Source organism: Formosa bonchosmolovskayae (assembly GCF_051016085.1).
Lineage (GTDB): Bacteria > Bacteroidota > Bacteroidia > Flavobacteriales > Flavobacteriaceae > Formosa.
In genome coordinates this window covers 877,181-899,663 of record NZ_CP174605.1, presented here as the reverse complement: position 1 = coordinate 899,663, position 22,483 = coordinate 877,181, and the positions used below count along the sequence as shown (strand labels likewise).

Genomic DNA, 22,483 nt, shown 5'->3' with positions numbered 1-22,483 from the left:
AGGCTTAATATTTAATAACTTTTACTGTTTGTCCGTCTCTAACACTACGCGCACCTTCTTTAATAATTTCTGTACCTGCTTCGATACCACTTAATACTTCAATAATGTCGCCTTGTGTTTTTCCAGTCTTAATAATTACACGCTCTGCAATACCTTCGTTATTGTCTTCTTTTTTAGTAATCGCATAAATATATTGTTCTCCGTTTGCATTTTCAGAAATGATACTTAACGGAATTAACAACGCGTTTTCATTGGTGTAGTCGTTAATTCTAAGCTTTGCCGTTAAGTTAGGCTTTATGTTTTTTTCTTTATTAGGTACAGCTACTTCTACTTTAAAAGTTCTGTTTGCTGGGTTAATAAAATTACTAGCCTGACGTACTTCGGTGTCTACAGAGGTTCCTAAAACAGGGAAATCTACTTTTACGCTTTTTCCCTTAACCACATCTGTAATATAGTTTTCTGGAACTTCGGTTTCAATATACATGTCTTTAAGGTTCACAATTCTAATTAATTGTGATTGTCCTGGCATAACAACACTTCCTTGATCTGTAATAATATCGTCAATTACACCTGAAAAAGGTGCTACAATTGTAGTCTTCGCTAACTGAGATTTTAATTGATTTACCGATTGTTCTTGTGCTTCATAACTTGATTTTGCTTGAAGAAACTGAATTTCACTACCAATCTTTTGGTCCCAAAGACGTTTCTGACGTTCGAAAGTGGTTTCGGCAAGTGCCAATTGAATTTCCATTTGAGCCACTTGTTGTTCTAAACCTCCATCGTCTATCTTAGCTAAGGCTTGTCCTTTACTAACCGTTTGTCCTTCTGTTACATATATGTTTTGAAGAATACCCGATGTTTCTGGGTAGATCACAATATTTTGTTTGGTTTGTACGCTTCCTTGTAATTCTAAATAGTGTACAAAGTTTTCTGATGTCGCCTTAACCGTGGTTACTAATGGCAGTTTTTTGGTATCGTCTAGCGATTCAATTTTTTCATCGATTAACTTTATCTGATTGCTTAATGCGACTTGCTGTGTTTCTAATTCGGTACGTTTTGCACGAATATTTTCAAGATTTCCTTCGGCTAAAACTTCATCTACAGATTTTTCTTTTCCTCCGCAGGAAATGAATAGTAAAGTAAGCGCGGCGATTGTATATATGTGTTTCATTGTTGACATGTTTAGTTGTTTAAGTTGCTTAATATGGCGTCTAATTCTGCTTTTTTATTTATAATATCTAACATAGATTGTAAATATTCTTGTTGTGCAGAATAAAGTTGAGTTTGTGCTTGGCGTAAATCGAAACTTGAAGAAATTCCTTCGAAAAATTTAGTTTCGTTTTTACGTTCTATACGTTCTGCTAATTCTAGATTTTCTTTTTTATTAGAATAATCTTCTATGGCATATTGGTATTCGCTTTTAGCTGTTGCGATTTGAAATTTAAGTTGTTGTTCGGTATCAATTAAATTTTCATTTGCTTTTTCTAAATCTATTCTAGCTTGTTGCGTTGCAGCCGAACGTCCTAACGAACTAAAAATTGGAATACTTAAATTCACACCAAACATAGACGATCCGTACCATTTTTGGTTGTCTTTAAAAAATCCAAATTCTTCTCCAAAAGCACTATAACCACCGTTAACAAAGGCACTTAATGTTGGTAAGCCGTCACTCATAGCTAACTTTACAAATAAGTCTTTACTTTCTACATCGTTTTGGGCAATAAGATAATCTATGGTGTTTTCTACATTTTCGTCTGCGGCTAAAGCTTCCAAAGATGTGTATTGTAGTGCTAAAATTTCAAGGTCGTCTGTAAGTGTGGTGTTTGTATCTAAATCGATTCCTAATGTAATGTTCAGCATTTGGTACGATAATACATTTAAACGCTTTACATTGTTTAAATCGCTTATTAAACCAGATAGTGTAATCTTAATTTGCTCTACACTTTCTTCTTCTTCTAAACCGTTTTCATATGTTTTCTGAATCTCATTTAAATTCGATTCTAGGATGGCTTTATTGCTTTCTAAAATTTTCAGACTTTCCTCTGTAAGTAATACGTTTCCGTAGGCGTTAATAACCGCTTTACGCACTTCAAGATCTGTTTTTACCTTAGAGTTTTCTGAAATTTGCAGATATACTTTCGCAGCTTGTAATCCTACGATATACGAACCATCAAAAAGTAACTGGTTTAGTGTGGCTGTAGCCCCAATATTCTGTTTTGGGCTAAATTCTACCGGGATAAATGTTCCTGCCGGTCCTCCAGCAATTTCTCCAGGAAGCAGTGACACTTGTTGTTTAATCCAGTTTTGATAATCTACATTGGCACTAATTTGAGGCAAACCTGTTGCGGTTGTTTCCCATTTTTGCTCTTCGGCAATTTCTATATCTCTAACAGCATTTTTTACCGTTCTGTTATGTACTAAGGCATAATCTATAGCCTCTTGCAGACTAAAAGAAGTAGGGGCTTCTTGGGCAAATGCCGAAATATTTAGGCATAAACTAAAGAATATTATTAGCGTGTTTCTCATTATTTTATTTTTGATTGTTGTGTTCTTTCATTTAAATATGTTATTCCTAAAGGGGTGCAGATACCTCTTAGATGATATTCTAGGTAGTGAGTAAGAGATTCTTCTAAGTTGAACTTGTCTGAAGGGAATATTTCGTTGTCTTTCATCGAGCCCATAGCACTAAAGTATATTCTAGAAATAAAATCTACATTTAAGTTCGTTCTATAAAGTCCAGCTTGGATACCGCGGTTTAAATTATCGCAAACGCATTTATTCATCGCTTCAAATTGCTTTTGTTTTACAATGGAATAAATTTTTGGATAGTATTTTTTAAACTGATATTCTATAGATAACTTTTGATTTTTCATATGACCGATGATAAAATCTTTGGTGTTGAAAAGTTCGTCAATAGGGTTGGCTTCTAACTTAAAGATGTCATCAATCGATTCAGAAATACATTCAAATTTGAAAATAGCAGTGGCTTCTACTAGCTTCGTCTTTGTTGCGAAATATTGGTATATGGTTTTTTTAGAGATACCCATCTCGTTGGCAATATCGTCCATAGTTACACTCTTAAATCCTAGATTTGAGAATAACTCTGCCGATTTCATTATTATTTTGTTTTTCATTCGTTTTAAATTCGGTGCAAATATAGATAAGGAAACTTTAGAAACAAATAAAGTTTCCAAAGTTTTAATTGTTTGTTAACATTGAGAAATTCTATGCGGTAATAACGTTTATTCTGTTATTTTTGTAGGATGCAAAACATACAATTTTATCAGGAGGAGTTTGTATCCTTTTTAAAAGACTATAAAACCGATAAAGAACCGGTATCCTTATACGAACCTATTACATACATTTTACATTTAGGTGGTAAGCGTTTGAGACCTGTGTTGACTTTAATGACAGCGGAGATTTTTAACACCGATTATAAAACGGCCTTACACGCTGCTTTAAGTATAGAGGTATTTCATAATTTCTCTTTAGTGCATGATGATATTATGGACGACGCGCCTTTGCGTCGTGGAAATCAGACAGTGCATGAGAAATGGGATGTTAATACAGGTATTTTGTCGGGAGATGCGATGCTAATTATGGCCTATCAGTTATTTGAAAATTACGAGCCTGAAATTTTTAGAGATTTGGCTAGACTGTTTAGCAAAACAGCTTTAGAGGTTTGTGAAGGGCAACAATACGATGTCGATTTTGAAAATCGAGACGATGTTACTATTCCAGAATATCTAAAAATGATTGAATACAAAACGGCTGTGTTAGTAGGAGCTGCGATGCAAATGGGAGCAATTGTAGCCAAAGCTTCTAAAGCAGAACAACAAGGTATTTATAATTTTGGAAGAAATTTAGGGATTGCATTCCAATTGCAAGACGATTATTTAGATGCTTTTGGAGATCCAAAAACTTTTGGAAAACAAGTAGGAGGAGATATTATAGAGAATAAAAAAACATTTTTATACTTAAAAGCATTAGAGTTCTCTGAAGCAGAACACCAGCAAGAACTTCAAGATTTATTTAGTATAAGTCCGACCGAAAGTGATGATAAAGTGAAATCTGTAAAGCAATTATTTATAAGTAGTGGTGCGGCAGAAGCGACAACTAAAGAAATTGAAAGGTATACAAAAGAAGCGTTTGCTGTTTTGGATGCATTAGATATAAGTGAAAACAAAAAAGATTTATTAAGGCAATTTGGCGAAAATTTAATGACCCGAAAAGTATAAATATTAAAATATTGAAACCGCCAGAAACAATACAAGACCTATTAAACACATCCCTGCAATATGAATTGTATGGTAATTTGGTGTTTCAATTAAATAAAGACTTTCGTTTAGCCAATGTAGATTTTGATGTCGAATCTACCATTTTGCCAGACGAATTAAAACTTCAACTGCATGAAACTGTTTTTCAGTTAATCCAGAATGCATTCGCAGAATACCTAAATCTGCTTTATATTATAGATGTATCTGAAAAACAAATTAAAAGTTTAGATGGCAGCGATACGTTAAAGCTGTCGGAACAGGTAACTTTTTTAATACTAAAACGCGAGTGGCAAAAGGTTTGGTTTAAACACCAGTATAAGTAGAAAGAAAGCAATTCATTCTATTATGTGTTGTGTTTATAAGGCCTTTTGCTTCTTATTGGAAAGGTGTTCTTTCAGGTTTTAAAAAACAATACCTAGTAACCAATATAAAATTAAGAATACAACAAATACTCCTATACAACCGCATTTACCACCTCCTATTTTTTTAGCTCCCCAGGCCGCTCCAATAAATCTAAGTAATTTTTCCATTTTTAATTTTTTCTGAAAATTATAACTTATAAACTGAAGAAATTAACCCTATTGCTTAGAAATATACTCTTATAAATGGAGCCCAAGGCGTGGCGTATATACTTTTGTCGTCGTCGTAAAGCACATCGTAGCGTACTCCAACGGTGACATTGTTGGTTTGGTACCCTATCCCTAAAAGTAGGGCGGGAGACCAATATTTTTCGTCCTTATATAGTACTCTATCATTATCGTACTTTCTATTAACGTGCAATTGTTGATATTCTCCCGAGAGCTGAATGGTTTGTATCGGATTAAATAGGGCGGTAAGTGTACCTCCAATAATAGTAGATTTATAAAAATTCTTCTGGGAGTTGTAAGTGAAATTTAAACCTGCTCCAAAAGCAAATTGAGGGTTGACTTGGTAAATAGCAGAAGGTTCTAATGTCCCACTAAAAAACTCATTTCCAAAACTTAATCCTATGCCTCCTCCAAATTTAATATTGTCTGATAAATATGAATTTTGTGCAGAGATATTCTTAAAACAAAGCGAAAATATTAGAATAAGGATTACATTTTTGATAATAAATAAGTCGTTTTTAATCATTGTTCGAAAAAAAGGTGAAGTAAAAATCTGTTATAAATATAATAAAATTACATCTAAGTTTAGTAAAATTTGTATTTTTGATAAAATTTTGTCAACGCGAGAATTTCTCAAATAATATAATGGATAAATATTCCTTTTTAAACGCAGCACATACAGCATACTTTGCTGAATTATACGATCAATATTTACAAAACCCAGACTCTGTAGAGCCCAGTTGGAGAGCTTTTTTTCAAGGTTATGATTTTGGTAGCGAAAACGATATCGTGGACGCAGAGGTTCAGGAAAATTTTTCCTGCGACCATGTATCAGAAAATCTAACTAAAGAGTTTCAAGTGGTTCAACTTATAGCGGGTTACCGTACTAGAGGGCATTTGTTTACTAAAACAAACCCTGTTCGCGATCGTAGAACCTATTCGCCAACCTTGGCTTTAGAAAATTTTGGATTATCTAATAGTGATTTAAACACAGTTTTTTCGGCAGGAGAAATTCTAGGTATAGGATCTCAAACGCTACAAGAAATTGTTAATCACTTAGAAAAAATATACTGTGATTCTATTGGTATAGAATATATGTATGTTAGAAATCCAGAACGAAAGGCTTGGATTCAAGGTAAATTAAATATTAACGACAATCAGCCAAACTTCGATGCAACTCAAAAGAAGCATATTCTTAAAAAGTTAAATGAAGCGGTTTCTTTCGAAAGTTTCTTACATACTAAGTATGTAGGTCAGAAACGATTTTCATTGGAAGGTGGAGAATCTTTAATTCCTGCACTTGATGCTGTTATTGAAAAAGCAGCAGATTATGGTGTAAAAGAATTTGTAATGGGTATGGCCCACCGTGGTCGATTAAGTACACTTACAAATATCTTCGGAAAATCGGCTAAAGATATTTTTAGTGAATTTGATGGAAAAGATTACGCCGAAGAAATTTTTGATGGTGACGTTAAATATCACTTAGGTTGGACGAGTAATCGTGAGACCAATAGCGGTAAAAAAATAAATCTAAATATTGCGCCTAACCCGTCTCACTTAGAAACAGTGGGTGCAGTAGTAGAAGGTATTGTTCGTGCTAAACAAGACGATAAATATGCCGAAGATCCATCTCAAGTTTTACCAATTGTGGTTCACGGAGATGCGGCTATTGCTGGTCAAGGTTTGGTTTACGAAATTGTGCAAATGGCACAGTTAGATGGTTATAAAACCAGCGGAACACTTCATATAGTCGTAAATAATCAAATTGGATTTACAACGAATTACTTAGATGCACGTTCTAGTACATACTGTACAGATGTTGCTAAAGTAACCTTATCTCCTGTATTGCACGTTAATGCAGACGATGTAGAAGCTGTTGTACATGCAACTTTATTCGCTTTAGACTTTAGAATGCATTTTAAACGTGATGTATTTATTGATTTATTAGGATATAGAAAATACGGACATAACGAAGGTGACGAACCACGTTTTACCCAACCAAAATTATACAAAGCAATTGCTAAGCATAAGAATCCGAGAGATATTTATGCTCAGAAATTAATTAATGAAGGGGTAATCGATAACGGCTATGTTAAGGAACTTGAAGAAGCTTATAAGGCATCTTTAGAAGAAAAGTTAGAAGACTCTCGTAAGGAGGAAAAAACAGTAATTACACCATTCATGCAAGATGAATGGCAAGATTTTGTTCGTGTTACCGAACAAGATATGATGAAGCCTGTAGATACTACCGTTTCTAAAGAAAAATTAGCGCAAATCGCAGATGTAATTTCTGCATTACCTGAAGATAAAAAATTCATTCGTAAGATTGAGCGTCTCGTGCAAACTAGAAAAACAATGTTTGAAGAGGATCGTTTAGATTGGGCTATGGCAGAGCATTTGGCTTATGGAACACTTCTGGAAGAAGGTTTCGATGTTAGAATGTCTGGACAAGATGTAGAGCGTGGTACGTTCTCTCACCGTCATGCGGTAATAAAAGTAGAAGATAGTGAAGAGGAAGTGGTATTGTTAAATAATTTGAGCGATACACAAGGTAAATTCTTTATTTATAACTCATTATTGTCAGAATATGGTGTTGTAGGTTTCGATTATGGTTATGCTATGGCGAGTCCAAAAACATTAACTATTTGGGAAGCACAGTTTGGAGATTTCAGTAACGGGGCTCAAATTATGTTAGACCAATACATTTCTGCGGCAGAAGATAAATGGAAACTTCAAAACGGATTGGTAATGTTGTTACCTCACGGTTATGAAGGACAAGGTGCAGAGCATTCATCGGCTCGTATGGAGCGTTATTTACAGTTATGTGCAAAAGACAATATGTTTGTTGCAGATTGTACTACGCCTGCCAATATTTATCATTTGCTACGTAAGCAAATGAAATCTAATTTCAGAAAACCATTAATTGTTTTCACACCTAAGAGTTTATTACGTCATCCAAAAGTAGTATCTACTGTAGATGAATTTGCAAACGGAAGTTTCCAAATGTTAATAGACGATGCGACTGCAAAAGTAGACGCGGTAAAATCACTTGTTTTTGTAACAGGTAAATTCTATTACGATTTATTAGAAGTAAAAGAAGAAGAAGGTAGAGACGATGTTGCCTTAGTAAGAATAGAACAATTATTCCCATTACCAGCGACAGCTATTAGAGAAGCAATTGCTAAATATAGTAATGCAGAAGAAGTAGTTTGGGCTCAAGAAGAACCTAGAAACATGGGGGCTTATGCGCACATGTTAATGCATTTAGATGAAGCAAAAACATTTAGATTTGCATCTAGACGTCCTTATGGAGCTCCTGCAGCGGGTAGTTCGACACGATCAAAACGCCGTCATAAAGAAGTAATCGATTATGTTTTCGATAAAACAAAAAACAACCAACGATAATTTAAAAATAAGATTAAACTAAAATATTGAACGATGATTTTAGAAATGAAAGTACCTTCTCCGGGAGAATCTATCACAGAAGTTGAAATAGCAACATGGTTAGTACAAGATGGTGATTATGTAGAGAAAGATCAAGCAATTGCTGAGGTTGATAGTGATAAAGCGACACTAGAACTTCCTGCTGAAGAAAGCGGAATTATAACGCTAAAAGCAGAAGAAGGAGATGCTGTTGCCGTTGGTGAAGTCGTATGTTTAATAGATACAAGTGCAGCAAAACCAGAAGGAGATGCACCTGCAAAAGAGGCTAAAAAAGAGGAAGCTCCTGCTCCAAAAGCAGAAGCACCTAAAGCAGCTCCTGTAGCAGAAAAAACGTATGCGTCTGGAACAGCAAGTCCTGCAGCTAAAAAGATTTTAGCAGAAAAAGGTATGGATGCCGCTGGGATAGTAGGAACTGGTAAAGCTGGTCGCGTAACAAAAGACGATGCTGTACAAGCGAAGCCTTCTATGGGAACTCCTACCGGAGGAAGTAGAGGAGAATCTCGTTCTAAATTATCTATGTTACGACGTAAAGTCGCAGAACGTTTAGTTGCTGTTAAAAACGAAACAGCGATGTTAACAACCTTTAACGAGGTAGATATGTCTCCGATCTTTACACTAAGAAACGAGTATAAAGAAGCTTTTAAAGCGAAGCATGGGGTTGGATTAGGATTTATGAGTTTCTTTACTTTAGCTGTAGTTAGAGCATTAGAAATGTATCCTGCTGTTAACTCTATGATGGACGGTAAAGAAATGTTGTCTTACGATTTCTGCGACATTAGTATTGCGGTTTCAGGACCAAAAGGATTAATGGTTCCTGTAATTAGAAATGCAGAAAACTTAAGTTTTAGAGGAGTAGAAGCTGAAGTAAAACGTTTAGCTTTACGTGCTAGAGATGGCCAGATTACAGTAGATGAAATGACAGGAGGAACATTCACAATTACAAATGGTGGTGTTTTTGGAAGTATGTTATCTACTCCAATTATTAATCCACCTCAAAGTGGTATTTTAGGAATGCATAATATTGTAGAGCGTCCAGTTGCTGTAGATGGTCAAGTAGTTATTAGACCAATTATGTATGTTGCATTATCTTACGATCACAGAATTATTGATGGTAAAGAGAGTGTAGGATTCTTAGTTGCTGTAAAAGAAGCTTTAGAAAATCCACAAGAATTTTTAATGAACAATGATGTTAAGAAGGCTTTAGAACTATAAAGCACACTCTTAATTTTCAATTATACAAAAAAGGGCAATCTAACGGTTGTCCTTTTTTTTTGTTTTAATGGATAAAAAATACAACAATATTTAATCCTATAATACTTAAGGTTAATAGCGATAACCCTATTATAATTGGTAGGTGTTGGGTTTTTGTTTGCTTTTCCATGTTAATTCAAATTTACAATTCGAGAATAAATTAAAACAAAATCCAAGGTTGTAATATTCAAGGTGTTGAAGCTTAGATGTGTAACTTTTCATCTTAAAACTAAAAACTCTGCACCATTACAATGCAGAGTTCCCTAAAATAATTCTCCCTAAGAACTAATTAATAGCCTTGTAAAGGTATGAGAAATGAGTGTGTTCTGAAATACGTAATTCTACGTATATTTATAAAAGGTCCTTATTATTAGAGGCCCAAATGAATAAAGCGTTGTGTTTTCCTTCAATATTTAACTTATTCACAATATTGCTTCTGTGCTTATCTATAGTTCGAAAAGACACATTCAGGCTGTCTGCTATTTCCGGACTCGTTTTGTTTTTAGCAATTAGCTTAATAATTTTTATTTCGGTTTTAGTAAGCTTGTCTAACACACTGGAATCTTCAGTTTTAACCGATTTTTCTAAATTGGGTTTAATATCTTGACTAAAATATGGTGTGTTTTGTATTACGCTCTCAATGCAATTTTCAATTTCCTCAACAGCAAACTCTTTTAAGATGTACCCGTAAATGTTTAATTCTTTTGCTTTCTCGTAAAGATCTTCACGCTTATCAAAAGTGATCAAGATTATTTTTGTAGGAATATTGTTTTTTTTACAATCTTCTGCTATTTCTAATCCGCTCCTGTCGGGCATTCTAATATCTAGAATGGCAATTTCAGGTTTCAGTTTTACTATTAAATTGTAAGCCGCCTGCCCATCGGTGGCACTACCTACAATATTATAGTTTATAGAAGCTAAATAGTTAGTCATGCCCTTAAGCATTAAAGGGTGATCATCTGCTATCACGATGGAAGATTTCATAATATTGGGAGTATTATTATTAAACCTTTAAAAGTACAATATCTTTTTTAAGATATAAATATTTTCGGTCGTAGTCTATAATTCCTTTTCCCTTTTTTAATATATCTGCTCCAATAATACCGTCTACAGGATTGGAATTATGACTTATTAAAGCGGTGTTAACATGTGTCATATTAAAAAGAATTAAAGTGAGTTTATCTTTTTTCCACTTACCTATTTTTATGCTGTTTTTTTTAGACAGTTGTGTTGTCATGTTTGTAGCACCTGCACCAGCGGCCTTAATTTTGGAGTCTTTAACTTTTAAATTAAAAGGTTCGATTGCTTCAAATCCGACACAAGAACTAGAGGCACCAGTATCCAAGATAAAAACGCCTTTCTTGCCATTAATAGTGGCTTTAATTTCAAAATGATTGGTTTTAGTCAGCTTCAGCTTCACTTTAACATAATCTCTTTCTAATAAAAAATCTTGAAGTGTTGTCATCTTAAAAATAATTTAGGCAAAGATAGTAATGTAAAACCATTAATTTTGCAGAATGATTATTACAGACACACATACACATTTATACAGTGAGGCTTTCGACGAGGATAGACATGATATGGTAAACCGTGCTATTGATGCAGGTATTACCCGATTTTTTATTCCAGCGATCGATTCTGCTTTTACAGAAGGCATGCTACAACTACATAAAGATTTTCCAGATCATACATTTTTAATGTCCGGTTTACATCCTACACATGTAAAGGAAAATTATAAGGAGGAATTACTTCATGTTGAAGCATTATTAAAACAGCATACATATTATGCTATTGGAGAAATTGGAATTGATTTGTATTGGGATAAATCTACTTTGGGTATACAGCAAGATGCCTTTAGAACACAAATCCGACTAGCAAAGGCAAATAAACTGCCAATAGTAATTCATTGTAGAGAAGCTTTCGATGAAGTCTTCGATATTTTAGAAGAAGAAAAAAGTGACGATTTATTCGGAATTTTTCATTGTTTCACAGGAAATTTAGAGCAAGCTAAGCTAGCTATTTCATACAACATGAAATTAGGAATTGGAGGCGTGGTTACTTTTAAAAATGGTAAAATTGACAAGTTTCTTAATGAAATTGATTTAAAACATATCGTTTTAGAGACCGATTCGCCGTATTTAGCGCCAACCCCTTTTCGCGGAAAACGAAACGAAAGTTTTTATATTTTAAAAGTTTTAGAGAAGCTCTCTGAAATCTATCAAGTGACAGAAGAAGAGGTCGCAAAAATCACTACTCAAAATTCCAAAGCCATTTTTGGTGTTTAAAATGCTGTATGACTAACTCTAGACCAAACATTTTACTTATTTACACGGGAGGAACCATTGGTATGGTTAAAGATTTTGAAACAGGAGCCTTAAAAGCTTTCGATTTTAAAAACTTGCTAGATAGAATTCCCGAGCTAAAACAGTTGGACTGCGATATTGAAACTTTTTCATTTGCAGAACCTATAGACTCCAGTAATATGAACCCGAAGTATTGGGTAGAAATTGCTGAAGTTATTGAATCTAATTACGATGCTTTTGACGGTTTTGTGGTATTACATGGTAGTGATACGATGAGTTATACTGCATCTGCTTTAAGCTTTATGTTAGAGCATTTATCCAAACCTGTAATTTTTACAGGTTCGCAATTACCTATTGGAGATTTGCGAACAGATGCTAAGGAGAATTTAATTACATCTATACATGTAGCCTCCTTACAACGCTTTAATAAACCCGTAATTAAAGAAGTTACTTTATACTTTGAATATAAGTTGTATCGTGGGAATCGCACAACAAAAATAAATGCAGAGCATTTTGAAGCGTTTGCCTCTCTAAATTATCCGGAGCTAGTGACATCTGGTGTGCATTTAAAAGTGAACTACGATTGCTTATTTAGGCCAAACATTAAGAAAAAGTTTAAAGTAAATAGAAATTTCGATACAAATATTGCACTTGTAAAGTTGTATCCTGGAATTTCTGAAGCCCTTTTGCGTACCGTTTTTAGCACAATCGGACTAAAAGGAGTGATTTTGGAATCTTATGGTGCAGGAAATTGTACCACCGAAAGCTGGTTTTTAGCTATTTTACAGGAGGCAATTTTAAACGGCATTCAGATTATTAATGTCACTCAATGTTCAGGAGGAAGCGTGCTCATGGGGCAATATCAATCTAGTGAATTGTTATTAAAAATAGGCATAATCTCCGGAAAAGACATGACAACAGAGGCGGCAGTATGTAAATTAATGTATTTACTTGGACAGAATGTTTCCTCTAAAGTATTCAAAACCATATATGAAACATCTTTGCGAGGAGAAATGACTTAAAATTAACTGATAAAACTTTCCTGTCTAAAAGATTTTTTGTTATTTGCCATACGTTAATTAAAATACAAATTATAGAGAGGTGGCCGAGTGGTCGAAGGCGCACGCCTGGAAAGTGTGTATACGCCAAAAGCGTATCGAGGGTTCGAATCCCTTCCTCTCTGCAGATAAATCTGATAGCATTTTTTGTTTTTTAATTGCAATTTTTTTATATCTTTAACACTTTAACTAATAAAATTAAGATCAGAACAAATGAAAAGATTATTTTCTATCCTAGCCATTACACTAATGGTGGCATTCGGAACTGTTAATGCAACTACAACTAGCGCTGCTACTGTAGCAACTACCGTAGTTTCTTCAATTCAAGACGATGCAGCAGCGACTGCAACTGAAGATTTAGGTTTTCATCAAGAATTAAAAAAGCGTTTTATAGAAGGAGGCGCTGGATTCATGGGAATCGTATTATTATGTTTAATTCTAGGATTAGCGATTGCTATCGAGAGAATTATCTTTTTAAATTTATCTTCAACAAACACTAAAAAATTAACTCAAAAAGTAGAAGACGCATTACAATCAGGTGGTGTTGAGGCTGCAAAGGAAGTTTGTAGAAATACAAAAGGACCTGTTGCTTCTATTTTCTACCAAGGTTTGGATAGAACCGATGAAGGTATCGAAGCTGCTGAGAAAGCTGTTGTTGCTTACGGTGGTGTTCAAATGGGTCAATTAGAGAAAAACGTATCTTGGATTTCATTATTTATCGCCTTAGCTCCGATGTTAGGATTCATGGGAACGGTAATTGGTATGATTGCTGCCTTCGATAAGATTGAAGCTGCTGGAGATATGCAACCATCACTTGTTGCCGGGGGTATTAAAGTAGCCTTATTAACAACTGTATTCGGTTTAATTGTTGCAATTATTCTTCAAATTTTTTACAATTACATTATCGCTAAAATTGATAGTATCGTTAACGATATGGAAGATGCTTCAATTACATTAATGGACTTGTTAATTAGATACAAGAAGTAATAATTTAAAACACATTAAACGATGAGTTTACATAAAATAATAACAATTATTGTTGGAATACTTTCAGTAATAGGTATCATCTTTGCTTTGATGATTATGTCTGGAAATGATAGTATGATTGACAATTTGCTATATGTTACTTATGCAGTCCTTGTTTTAATATTAGCTTTAGTTCTAGTATTTGTAATTACAGGATTGTTTAAGGGAGACATTAAAAAGACCCTATTCTCTGTAGGTGCATTTGTAGCGATTTTATTTATCGCTTACGCAATGTCTTCAGGAACAGATTTAGATTTAACTCCTTTTATTGATAAAGGAATGGATGTTTCAGAATCGACATCTAAATATGTTGGAGCTGGACTATATGCTTTTTATATCTTAGGTGCTGTTGCGATAGGATCTATGGTATATGCTAATATTAAAAAATTAATAAACTAAGTAATTATGGCAAAAAGATCAGCACCAGAAGTTAATGCAGGCTCTATGGCTGACATCGCTTTCTTACTTTTAATATTTTTCTTAGTAACGACTACAATTGAAACTGATTCAGGTTTAAGTAGAAAACTTCCTCCTATGGATGATACTGAACAACCGGATGTTATCATTAAGGAGAAGAATATCTTTCAATTACAGGTTAATAAAAATAACCAATTGTTATTGACAGCAGGAGGCGAAGAAAAGCAAATTGAGATTAGTGAGTTGCGTCAAGCAGCAGTTGATTTCTTGGATAATGGAGCTGGAGTAGGACCAAATGCTTGTAAAAGTTGTGAAGGAAAGAGAAATCCAAGTTCTTCTGATAATTTTGACAAAGCAATTGTTTCTCTTCAAAATGATAGAGCGACTAAATATGATGTGTACATCGCTGTACAGAACGAAATTTTAGCAGCTTACAATCAGCTTAGAAATAGAGAGTTTAAAAAGGCTTTTCCTAATATGGATATGAGTTTTGTTGAAGCAGATAAGAAATATTCTGATCCACGAACGTCAGCTTCTGAAAAGGAAAGTTTAAAAGAGAAAATCGAGACTATTAAAGTTTTAGTACCTCAAAAATTCTCTGAAGCAGAGCCTAAAAAGTCTAATTAGATAAACACAAAAATTTATGTCTAAATTTAAAAAGAAATCAGGAGGAGATTTACCTGCAATATCTACCGCATCATTACCGGATATTGTATTTATGTTATTATTCTTCTTCATGGTTGCTACTGTTATGAGACAGAATACTTTAATGATTGAGAACAAATTGCCAGCTGCAGATCAGGTTGAAAAACTTGATAAAAAAGATTTGGTAATGTATATCTATGCAGGTAAACCTAGTGATAGGTTTCAAAGTCAATACGGTACAGAGTCTAGAATTCAATTGAATGATAAGTTTGCAGATGTTTCTGAAATTGCAGCATTTATTGCAGCAGAAAGAGCTTCTAAACGTGAAGAATTAGTACCTTTTTTAACGACAGCTTTAAAAGTTGATAGTAAAGCCAATATGGGATTAGTATCAGATATTAAACAAGAATTACGTAAAGTAAATGCGTTAAAAATTAATTACACAACTAGAAAGGGTGATGCACTTGCTGGTTTAAAAAACTAAGTTTACTCTTAATTTTATATTATATAAAGGTGTTTTGATTTATCAAAGCACCTTTTTTATATTTATAATATATTGCTTAACCTTTGTACTAAGTTTAGTAAACTAGTCTACTATGAAAAAGTATTGCATTCTATTATTTATTCTAAGTTTCGGTATTCCTGAAACTTGTTTCTCTCAAGAAGATATTTCTATACCTACTACGGTTATAGATTCCTTGTACAAAGAAGATCAGTTCTATTTTGGACTTACCTATAATATTTTGGTAAAATTGCCTTCTGGTGTCCAGCAAACAGGTTTTTCGCTTGGTTTACAAGGTGGGTTCATAAAGGATATGCCACTAAACAAGAGGCGTAATATTGCCATTGGTATAGGCCTTGGTTATTCTTATAATTCGTATAATCAGAATATTGGTATTATTAAAGATAGCAATAACGAAGCGAATTATTTTGTGCTTGACGATACATACGAATTTGACTATAGCAGAAACAACTTCTATCAACATGCTATTGAATTACCAATAGAATTTAGATGGCGAACGTCTACAGCTTCTAGCTATCGATTCTGGCGTGTTTACACCGGTTTCAAAGTTGGTTATGTGTTTAGTCACATTAGTAACTTTAAAGGCGAGGTAGGTTCGCTAAGATATAACGATATAGAGGGCTTTAACGATTTGCAGTATGGCCTAACGTTAAGTGCGGGATATAATACCTGGAATTTCTATGTGTATTATGCTTTAAACCCCATGTTTAACGACGATGTTAAGACAGCTCTTAAAGGTGAATCTATAGATATGAGTGCTATAAAACTAGGACTGATATTTTATATCTTATAACCATCGAGGAATTAACATAAGCTGTGGTGCTATCCCAATTAAACAGCCCATAAATACTTCATTAGCATTGTGAGCCTTTAAACGTAATCTGGACGTTGCAACAGCGCCCATTATAAAAATGACTAAGGCAATGCTTCCTAAAATATTTATTCCAAAATGAACGCTTAATCCAATAAAAAACATCAATATACCAGAGATGGCTAACATGTGGATGCTCACTTTAAACTTCAGCATATTTAGAACTATAGACGCTAATGTAGAGCCAAACACACCTAGAAAGAAATAATAGAGTTCTATAAATTCAAAAGGTGTAATTATACGTTTTATTACTATTAATAGGATAATGCAATAAACTATTAAAGGAATGATGCGTTCTTCGGTGGTCTTTAATTCTATCGATTCTACTTTTCCAATAGCTTTAAGTAAAACATTTACTAAAATCGGGAGAATTAATGTTAGTATTATAATTGGTACTAATTTGGATTGAACGAGTGGTAATGGTATAAAGCGTGGCGATTTATAAAAATAGAATAGTACACCAATTAGTGGCATGAAAATGGGATGAAAAATGTAAGAAAAACTTTTTTGCATATGCGAGTTATTACGTGTAACCTATTCTTTAAGCGTGAAGCCGTCTATTCAAATTAAAACCCTATGTAAGTCCAAGAATTATATTTTTTTCCTCAAACGGGCTACAGGTACATCTAATTGCTCTCTGTATTTGGCTACCGTACGTCTCGCGATAGGATAACCTTTCTGTTTTAATATTCCAGCAAGGTTTTCATCGGTTAATGGCTTTCTTTTATCTTCCTCTTCGATAACGGTACCTAAGATCATCTTAATTTCGCGTGTAGAAACATCTTCACCTTGATCGTTTTTCATGGATTCAGAGAAGAATTCCTTAATTAACTTTGTTCCGTAAGGTGTATCTACATATTTACTATTTGCAACTCTAGAAACCGTTGAAACGTCCATGTTAATCTCATCGGCGATATCTTTAAGAATCATAGGTTTTAGGTTACGTTCATCACCCGTTAAAAAGTATTCTTTTTGGTAATGCATAATCGCACTCATGGTTAAAAATAATGTTTGCTGGCGTTGTTTAATGGCTTCAATAAACCATTTGGCGGCATCTAATTTTTGTTTAATGAAGGATACGGCATCTTTCTGCGATTTAGACTTTTCTGTAGTGTCTTTATAGCCTTTAAGCATGTCGTTATATTCGCGAGAGACATGTAATTCTGGAGCATTTCTACCATTTAGAGTAAGTTCCAATTCGCCATCGGTAATTCTAATTGCAAAATCAGGAACCACATGTTCTACCATTCTGTTATTTCCAGAATAAGATCCACCAGGTTTCGGATTTAAGCGTTCAATTTCTTCTATAGCGTCTTTAAGCTGATCTTCGCTTATATCGAATTTATGCAACAATTTCTGATAATGCTTCTTTGTAAATTGATCGAAAGCTTCATCTATAATTCTTGTAGCCAAAACAATATCGGAGGCCTTTTCTTTTCGGTGTAATTGGATACTTAAACACTCCTGAAGATCTCGAGCTCCAACACCAGAAGGATCTAATTGGTGCACAATATTAAACACCTTATCTATGCGTTCTTCTGTGGTATAGACATTTTGTGTAAAAGCCAAATCGTCCATAATATCTGGAGTCGATCGGCGTATATAGCCACTTTCGTCCACACTACCAACTAAGAACTCGGCAATATCGCGTTCTTCATCTGTTAAACGAAATGTGTTTAATTGTGATATTAAATGTTGAGTAAATGATGTTCCTGCAGCATAGGGCATCGTTTTTTCCTCATCGTCACTACTATAGTTGTTAGCTTGAGTTCTATAATCTGGGATTTCATCGTCACTTAAATATTCGTCAACATTAATGTCTTCCGAATTTATAGTTTCCGCATCGTCGTTATAGTCGTCTTGCGTGTTGTCGAAATCGTCGTCAAATTCATTGTCCTGTTCTTCTTTCCCGCTATCTAAGGCAGGATTTTCTTCAAGTTCTTGCTTTAAGCGTTGTTCAAAGGCTTGCGTAGGCAACTGAATCAATTTCATTAATTGAATTTGTTGCGGCGATAATTTCTGCGATAATTTGAACTGTAAGTTTTGCTTAAGCATAAATTTTGATTCGATTTAACATAAAAATAAAAAAAACAATCTACATACAGCTGTACGTAGATTGTTTTTATGAGTATTTTATAAGTTTAAAATTCTGCGTTCTGTGGTGTTCTTGGGAACGGAATTACATCACGAATATTGGTCATACCTGTGGTAAACATAACCAAACGTTCGAAACCTAAACCAAATCCAGAGTGTACAGCACTACCGTATTTTCTAAGATCTAAATACCACCAAAGCTCTTCTTCATCAAGTCCTAAAACGGCCATTTTTTGTTTTAATACATCCAAACGCTCTTCACGTTGTGCACCACCAACAATTTCTCCAATACCTGGGAATAAAATATCCATGGCACGTACCGTTTTACCATCTTCGTTTAAACGCATATAGAATGCTTTAATGTTTGCTGGATAATCAAATAAGATTACAGGACATTTAAAGTGTTTTTCTACAAGGAAACGTTCGTGTTCACTTTGTAAGTCTGCACCCCATTCGTCTATAATATATTTAAATTTCTTTTTCTTGTTTGGCTTACTATTACGTAAAATATCTATAGCTTCTGTATAGCTAACACGTTTAAAATTGTTGTCTACTACAAAACGTAACTTTTCAAGTAAAGTCATGTCGTTACGTTCGGCCTGAGGTTTTTTCTTGTCTTCGTCTTGTAAACGGCTATCTAAAAATTCTAAATCTTCAGCATTATGTTCTAGTATATATCCAATTACAGATTTCATAAAATCTTCGGCTAAATCCATGTTACCGGCAAGGTCCATAAATGCAACTTCAGGTTCAATCATCCAGAATTCAGATAAGTGTCTAGACGTATTAGAGTTTTCGGCTCTAAATGTTGGTCCGAAGGTATATACTTTACCTAAAGACATGGCATAAGTTTCTGCTTCTAACTGTCCAGATACTGTAAGATTTGTTTCTTTACCGAAGAAATCTTCAGTATAATTAACCTTTCCATCTTCTGTAAGTGGTGGGTTTTTAGCATCTAAATTAGTGACTCTAAACATTTCACCTGCACCTTCTGCATCACTACCCGTAATAATTGGGGTGTGTACATAGAAGAATCCGTTTTCGTTAAAATATTTATGAATTGCAAAAGATAAAGACGAACGTAAACGCATTACAGCACTAAACGTATTGGTTCTTGTACGTAAGTGAGCATTCTCTCTTAAAAATTCGAAAGAGTGTTTTTTAGGTTGAATTGGATAGGTTTCCGGATCCGAATCTCCTAAAATTTCAATAGATGAAACTTTAATCTCTACCGACTGACCTTTTCCTAGGCTTTCTGCTAATTCCCCTTTTATGTGAACTGCAGCACCTGTAGTGATACGTTTTAATATGTCTTCGTCTGTGTTTTCAAAATCTACAACACATTGAATGTTTTGTAATGAAGAACCATCGTTTAAGGCAATAAATCGGTTTGCTCTAAAAGTTCTTACCCAGCCTTTAACTTCTACTTCATGCAGAGAAGCGTCTTGTTTTAATAATTCTGAAATTGTAATTGGTTTCATTTTTAATATTTTTAAACATGCAAATATAATTCTTTATGCACAGGATAATTTAATTGTTAATATTGTTTTCGTCTTCATCATCGTCACTATCTTTAGGTATGATGTTTATAGTAGGTTCTCTTAATACCGTTTTGTTTGCAATATTACGCTCTAACGACAATAATAGGGATGGAAGTAACAATAAGTTAGACAGCATCGCGAATAAAAGTGTTACTGATACTAAACCTCCTAGAGCAACAGTTCCTCCAAAACTAGAAATCATAAAGACCGAAAATCCGAAGAATAAAACAGTCGATGTATAAAACATACTCACTCCAGTTTCGCGTAACGCCCCATAAACCGAGCGCTTAATTTTCCAGTTACTCGCTTGTAATTCTTGACGGTATTTTGCCAAAAAGTGTATGGTATCGTCTACAGAAATACCAAAGGCAATACTAAAAACTAAGATGGTCGATGGTTTTAAAGGTACACCTAAATACCCCATTAAACCAGCAGTTACAAGTAAAGGTAATAGGTTTGGAAGTAGTGAGATTATAATCATTTTAAACGACCTAAACATATACGCCATAAATAACGAAATAAGTATAATGGCTAGTGATAACGAAATGGCTAAATTTTTAACCAAATAGGTGGTTCCTTTTTGGAACACTAAAGCTTTACCTGTCATGGTAACTTTATAGCGATCTTCTGGGAATACTTTATCTATTTTGGTTTGTAGCTTGTCTTCTATGTCTTGCATTTTATCTGTACCAATATCTTTCATAAAAGTGGTAATACGTGCATAGCGCCCTGTACTATCTACAAAACTGTTAAGCATTTCTGTATCGTTAGAAGAATTTTTGGCATAAGACAATATAAAACTACTTTCCTGCGAGGTAGGTAATTGGTAGTATTTTGGATTCCCGTTATAATAGGCTTGTTTAGAGTATTTCACTAAACTCACTACAGAAAGCGGTCTAGATAATTCTGGGATATCTATAATCGCTTCTTCTAACTGATCTATTTTTTTTAGCGTGCTTAGTTTCATAACACCCTTTTTACGTTGGGTATCAATCATTAATTCCAAAGGCATAATGCCGTCAAACTCTTGTTCAAAAAACTCAATATCTCTAAAGAATGCCGTTTTTTGAGGCATATCTTCTAATAAACTACCAGAAATTTTTATCTGATAAATTCCAATAATACTTACAATTAAAAGAATAATCGATGTTATATAAATTGTGATGCGTCTGTGTCTTACCATACGCTCCATCCAACCTACAAAAGAATTAATCCAACGTCTGTTTAAATGCTCTAAATGACGCTCTTTAGGATAAGGTAAAAAGGAATATAAAACGGGGATAATAAGCAGACATAAAATAAATATAGAGACTATACTTAACGACGCGACAATACCAAATTCTTTTAATAGCGTACTTTCTGTTAGAATGAAGGTAGCAAATCCAGAAGCTGTCGTGAAATTGGTCATTAAAGTAGCGTTACCAACTTTAGTGATAACCCGTTGTAACGATTTAATTTTATTTCCGTGAGACTTAACTTCTTGCTGATATTTATTGATTAAGAAGATACAGTTCGGGATACCAATTACAATAATTAGTGGTGGAATGATGGCTGTTAAAACGGTAATTTCATATTCAAAGAAGCCAAGAATTCCCATAGTCCACATTACACCAACAGAGACCACTATAAGCGATATAAACGTAGCTCTAAAGGACCTAAAGAAGAAAAAGAATATAAGAGAAGTTACCAGTAAAGCAGCGCCTACAAAAAGGCCCATTTCATCTACAATATTTTGAGAGCTTAATGTTCTTACATAAGGCATTCCTGAAATACGAACATCTATATTCGTTTCTTTCTCGAACGTTTTAATTCTTGGAATAAGCACATCCATCACAAAATCTTTTCGTGCAGATGTATTTACTATACTCTTATCCATAGAGATTATGGTACGAATGGTCTTGGTGTCCCTATTGAAAAGGAAATTGTCGTAAAACGGATATTTTGTAAATAATTCTTTTTGTAAAGTGTCTAGTTGTTTACTACTCGATAAGGAGTCTTTTATAAAAGGCTCTAAAGTGAATTTTTTAAGGCTATCGTTTTTTATTAATTTTTGTAAATCTTTAATAGAGATTACAGCTTCAATTTCTTCAGACGATTTAAACGATTCTGCAAGTTTATTCCAAGCGTTAAGTTTTTCAACAGTAAAAAAAGTACTGTCCTTAACTCCTAAAACAATCATGTTTCCTTCTTCACCAAAGATATCTAAAAACGCGTTATAGGTTTGGTTTACCTCATGGTGGTCGGGCAGTAAATTAGCTTCGGTAAATGTAAATCGTATATTTTTCCATTGCGTGCTAAATAGAACAGTCACAATAACAATTGCAATTAACATAGCAATCCTATTTCGCAATATAAGTCTAGCTAGACGTTCCCAAAAGCTGTTAGTAAATTGTTTAATCATAAGTCTATTAAAGAACCGCAAATGTAGAAAAAACCAACGTATTAC

Annotated in this window: 22 protein-coding genes and 1 tRNA gene; 12 read left to right on the top strand and 11 right to left on the bottom strand. The window is 34.0% G+C overall.

Annotation, left to right across the window (positions count from 1 at the left end):
* Positions 1-4: 4 nt before the first annotated feature.
* The 3 genes from ACKC83_RS03795 to ACKC83_RS03785 are packed head-to-tail and all read right to left on the bottom strand — an operon-like array spanning position 5 to position 3,134.
* Complete coding sequence (locus tag ACKC83_RS03795; RefSeq protein ID WP_434037072.1) at positions 5-1,171, bottom strand: efflux RND transporter periplasmic adaptor subunit; 1,167 nt, start codon at positions 1,169-1,171, stop codon at positions 5-7.
* 11 nt (positions 1,172-1,182) lie between these two features.
* Positions 1,183-2,526 carry a TolC family protein gene (locus tag ACKC83_RS03790; RefSeq protein ID WP_434037071.1) on the bottom strand — a complete coding sequence of 448 codons (1,344 nt, stop codon included), beginning with the start codon at positions 2,524-2,526 and terminating at the stop codon, positions 1,183-1,185.
* Positions 2,526-3,134, bottom strand: a complete 609-nt coding sequence (locus ACKC83_RS03785; RefSeq protein WP_434037070.1) for a TetR/AcrR family transcriptional regulator — start codon at positions 3,132-3,134, stop codon at positions 2,526-2,528. The genes ACKC83_RS03790 and ACKC83_RS03785 overlap by 1 nt, the downstream gene beginning before the upstream one ends.
* Positions 3,135-3,263: 129 nt before the next feature.
* Here ACKC83_RS03785 and ACKC83_RS03780 point away from each other — a divergent pair, with 129 nt between their 5' ends.
* Both ACKC83_RS03780 and ACKC83_RS03775 read left to right on the top strand, forming a co-directional pair.
* Positions 3,264-4,238, top strand: a complete 975-nt coding sequence (locus tag ACKC83_RS03780) for a polyprenyl synthetase family protein (RefSeq protein ID WP_414036539.1) — start codon at positions 3,264-3,266, stop codon at positions 4,236-4,238.
* A gap of 11 nt (positions 4,239-4,249) precedes the next feature.
* On the top strand, positions 4,250-4,600 hold the full coding sequence (locus ACKC83_RS03775) for a hypothetical protein (protein WP_414036540.1): 351 nt from the start codon (positions 4,250-4,252) through the stop codon (positions 4,598-4,600).
* A 78-nt stretch (positions 4,601-4,678) separates the two neighbouring features.
* Here the strand turns inward: ACKC83_RS03775 and ACKC83_RS03770 are convergent, their stop codons facing one another.
* Positions 4,679-4,807: a hypothetical protein gene (locus ACKC83_RS03770; RefSeq protein WP_414036541.1), complete on the bottom strand. Its 129-nt coding sequence runs from the start codon at positions 4,805-4,807 to the stop codon at positions 4,679-4,681.
* A gap of 55 nt (positions 4,808-4,862) precedes the next feature.
* On the bottom strand, positions 4,863-5,390 hold the full coding sequence (locus ACKC83_RS03765; RefSeq protein ID WP_434037069.1) for an alpha-ketoglutarate decarboxylase: 528 nt from the start codon (positions 5,388-5,390) through the stop codon (positions 4,863-4,865).
* 119 nt (positions 5,391-5,509) lie between these two features.
* Between ACKC83_RS03765 and ACKC83_RS03760 the strand changes: the two genes are divergently transcribed.
* Positions 5,510-8,269: a 2-oxoglutarate dehydrogenase E1 component gene (locus tag ACKC83_RS03760; protein WP_434037068.1), complete on the top strand. Its 2,760-nt coding sequence runs from the start codon at positions 5,510-5,512 to the stop codon at positions 8,267-8,269.
* A 33-nt stretch (positions 8,270-8,302) separates the two neighbouring features.
* Positions 8,303-9,520, top strand: a complete 1,218-nt coding sequence (gene odhB / locus ACKC83_RS03755; RefSeq protein WP_414036544.1) for a 2-oxoglutarate dehydrogenase complex dihydrolipoyllysine-residue succinyltransferase — start codon at positions 8,303-8,305, stop codon at positions 9,518-9,520.
* Between the two features lie 390 nt (positions 9,521-9,910).
* Here odhB and ACKC83_RS03750 read toward each other — a convergent pair whose 3' ends face one another.
* Together ACKC83_RS03750 and ACKC83_RS03745 are read right to left on the bottom strand one after the other, a co-directional pair.
* Positions 9,911-10,543, bottom strand: coding sequence for a response regulator (locus ACKC83_RS03750; protein ID WP_414036545.1), 633 nt, complete (start codon positions 10,541-10,543; stop codon positions 9,911-9,913).
* A gap of 19 nt (positions 10,544-10,562) precedes the next feature.
* Complete coding sequence (locus ACKC83_RS03745) at positions 10,563-11,024, bottom strand: retropepsin-like aspartic protease family protein (RefSeq protein ID WP_414036546.1); 462 nt, start codon at positions 11,022-11,024, stop codon at positions 10,563-10,565.
* 52 nt (positions 11,025-11,076) lie between these two features.
* Here ACKC83_RS03745 and ACKC83_RS03740 point away from each other — a divergent pair, with 52 nt between their 5' ends.
* From ACKC83_RS03740 to ACKC83_RS03705, 8 genes are all read left to right on the top strand, one after another.
* Entirely contained in the window at positions 11,077-11,844 is a 768-nt protein-coding gene (locus ACKC83_RS03740; RefSeq protein ID WP_434037067.1) for a TatD family hydrolase, read from the top strand.
* An 8-nt stretch (positions 11,845-11,852) separates the two neighbouring features.
* Positions 11,853-12,884, top strand: coding sequence for an asparaginase (locus ACKC83_RS03735; protein WP_434037066.1), 1,032 nt, complete (start codon positions 11,853-11,855; stop codon positions 12,882-12,884).
* Positions 12,885-12,957: 73 nt separating this feature from the next.
* Positions 12,958-13,045, top strand: a tRNA-Ser gene (locus ACKC83_RS03730).
* 88 nt (positions 13,046-13,133) lie between these two features.
* The gene (locus ACKC83_RS03725; protein ID WP_382382429.1) at positions 13,134-13,907 is read left to right on the top strand and encodes a MotA/TolQ/ExbB proton channel family protein; all 774 of its coding nucleotides are present in this window, start codon (positions 13,134-13,136) and stop codon (positions 13,905-13,907) included.
* A 21-nt stretch (positions 13,908-13,928) separates the two neighbouring features.
* Complete coding sequence (locus ACKC83_RS03720; protein WP_414036549.1) at positions 13,929-14,345, top strand: hypothetical protein; 417 nt, start codon at positions 13,929-13,931, stop codon at positions 14,343-14,345.
* Positions 14,346-14,351: 6 nt separating this feature from the next.
* Positions 14,352-14,990, top strand: a complete 639-nt coding sequence (locus ACKC83_RS03715; protein ID WP_414036550.1) for an ExbD/TolR family protein — start codon at positions 14,352-14,354, stop codon at positions 14,988-14,990.
* Positions 14,991-15,006: 16 nt separating this feature from the next.
* Positions 15,007-15,492: an ExbD/TolR family protein gene (locus ACKC83_RS03710; protein WP_414036551.1), complete on the top strand. Its 486-nt coding sequence runs from the start codon at positions 15,007-15,009 to the stop codon at positions 15,490-15,492.
* A gap of 112 nt (positions 15,493-15,604) precedes the next feature.
* Entirely contained in the window at positions 15,605-16,324 is a 720-nt protein-coding gene (locus tag ACKC83_RS03705) for a porin family protein (protein ID WP_434037065.1), read from the top strand.
* Here the strand turns inward: ACKC83_RS03705 and ACKC83_RS03700 are convergent.
* From ACKC83_RS03700 to ACKC83_RS03685, 4 genes are all read right to left on the bottom strand, one after another.
* Complete coding sequence (locus ACKC83_RS03700; RefSeq protein WP_434037064.1) at positions 16,319-16,915, bottom strand: hypothetical protein; 597 nt, start codon at positions 16,913-16,915, stop codon at positions 16,319-16,321. The genes ACKC83_RS03705 and ACKC83_RS03700 overlap by 6 nt on opposite strands.
* Before the next feature lie 78 nt (positions 16,916-16,993).
* The gene (gene rpoN, locus ACKC83_RS03695; RefSeq protein ID WP_434037063.1) at positions 16,994-18,457 is read right to left on the bottom strand and encodes an RNA polymerase factor sigma-54; all 1,464 of its coding nucleotides are present in this window, start codon (positions 18,455-18,457) and stop codon (positions 16,994-16,996) included.
* Between the two features lie 86 nt (positions 18,458-18,543).
* Positions 18,544-19,977, bottom strand: a complete 1,434-nt coding sequence (gene asnS, locus ACKC83_RS03690) for an asparagine--tRNA ligase (RefSeq protein WP_414036555.1) — start codon at positions 19,975-19,977, stop codon at positions 18,544-18,546.
* 49 nt (positions 19,978-20,026) lie between these two features.
* Positions 20,027-22,438, bottom strand: coding sequence for an efflux RND transporter permease subunit (locus tag ACKC83_RS03685; protein WP_434037062.1), 2,412 nt, complete (start codon positions 22,436-22,438; stop codon positions 20,027-20,029).
* Between the last annotated feature and the right edge of the window lie 45 nt (positions 22,439-22,483).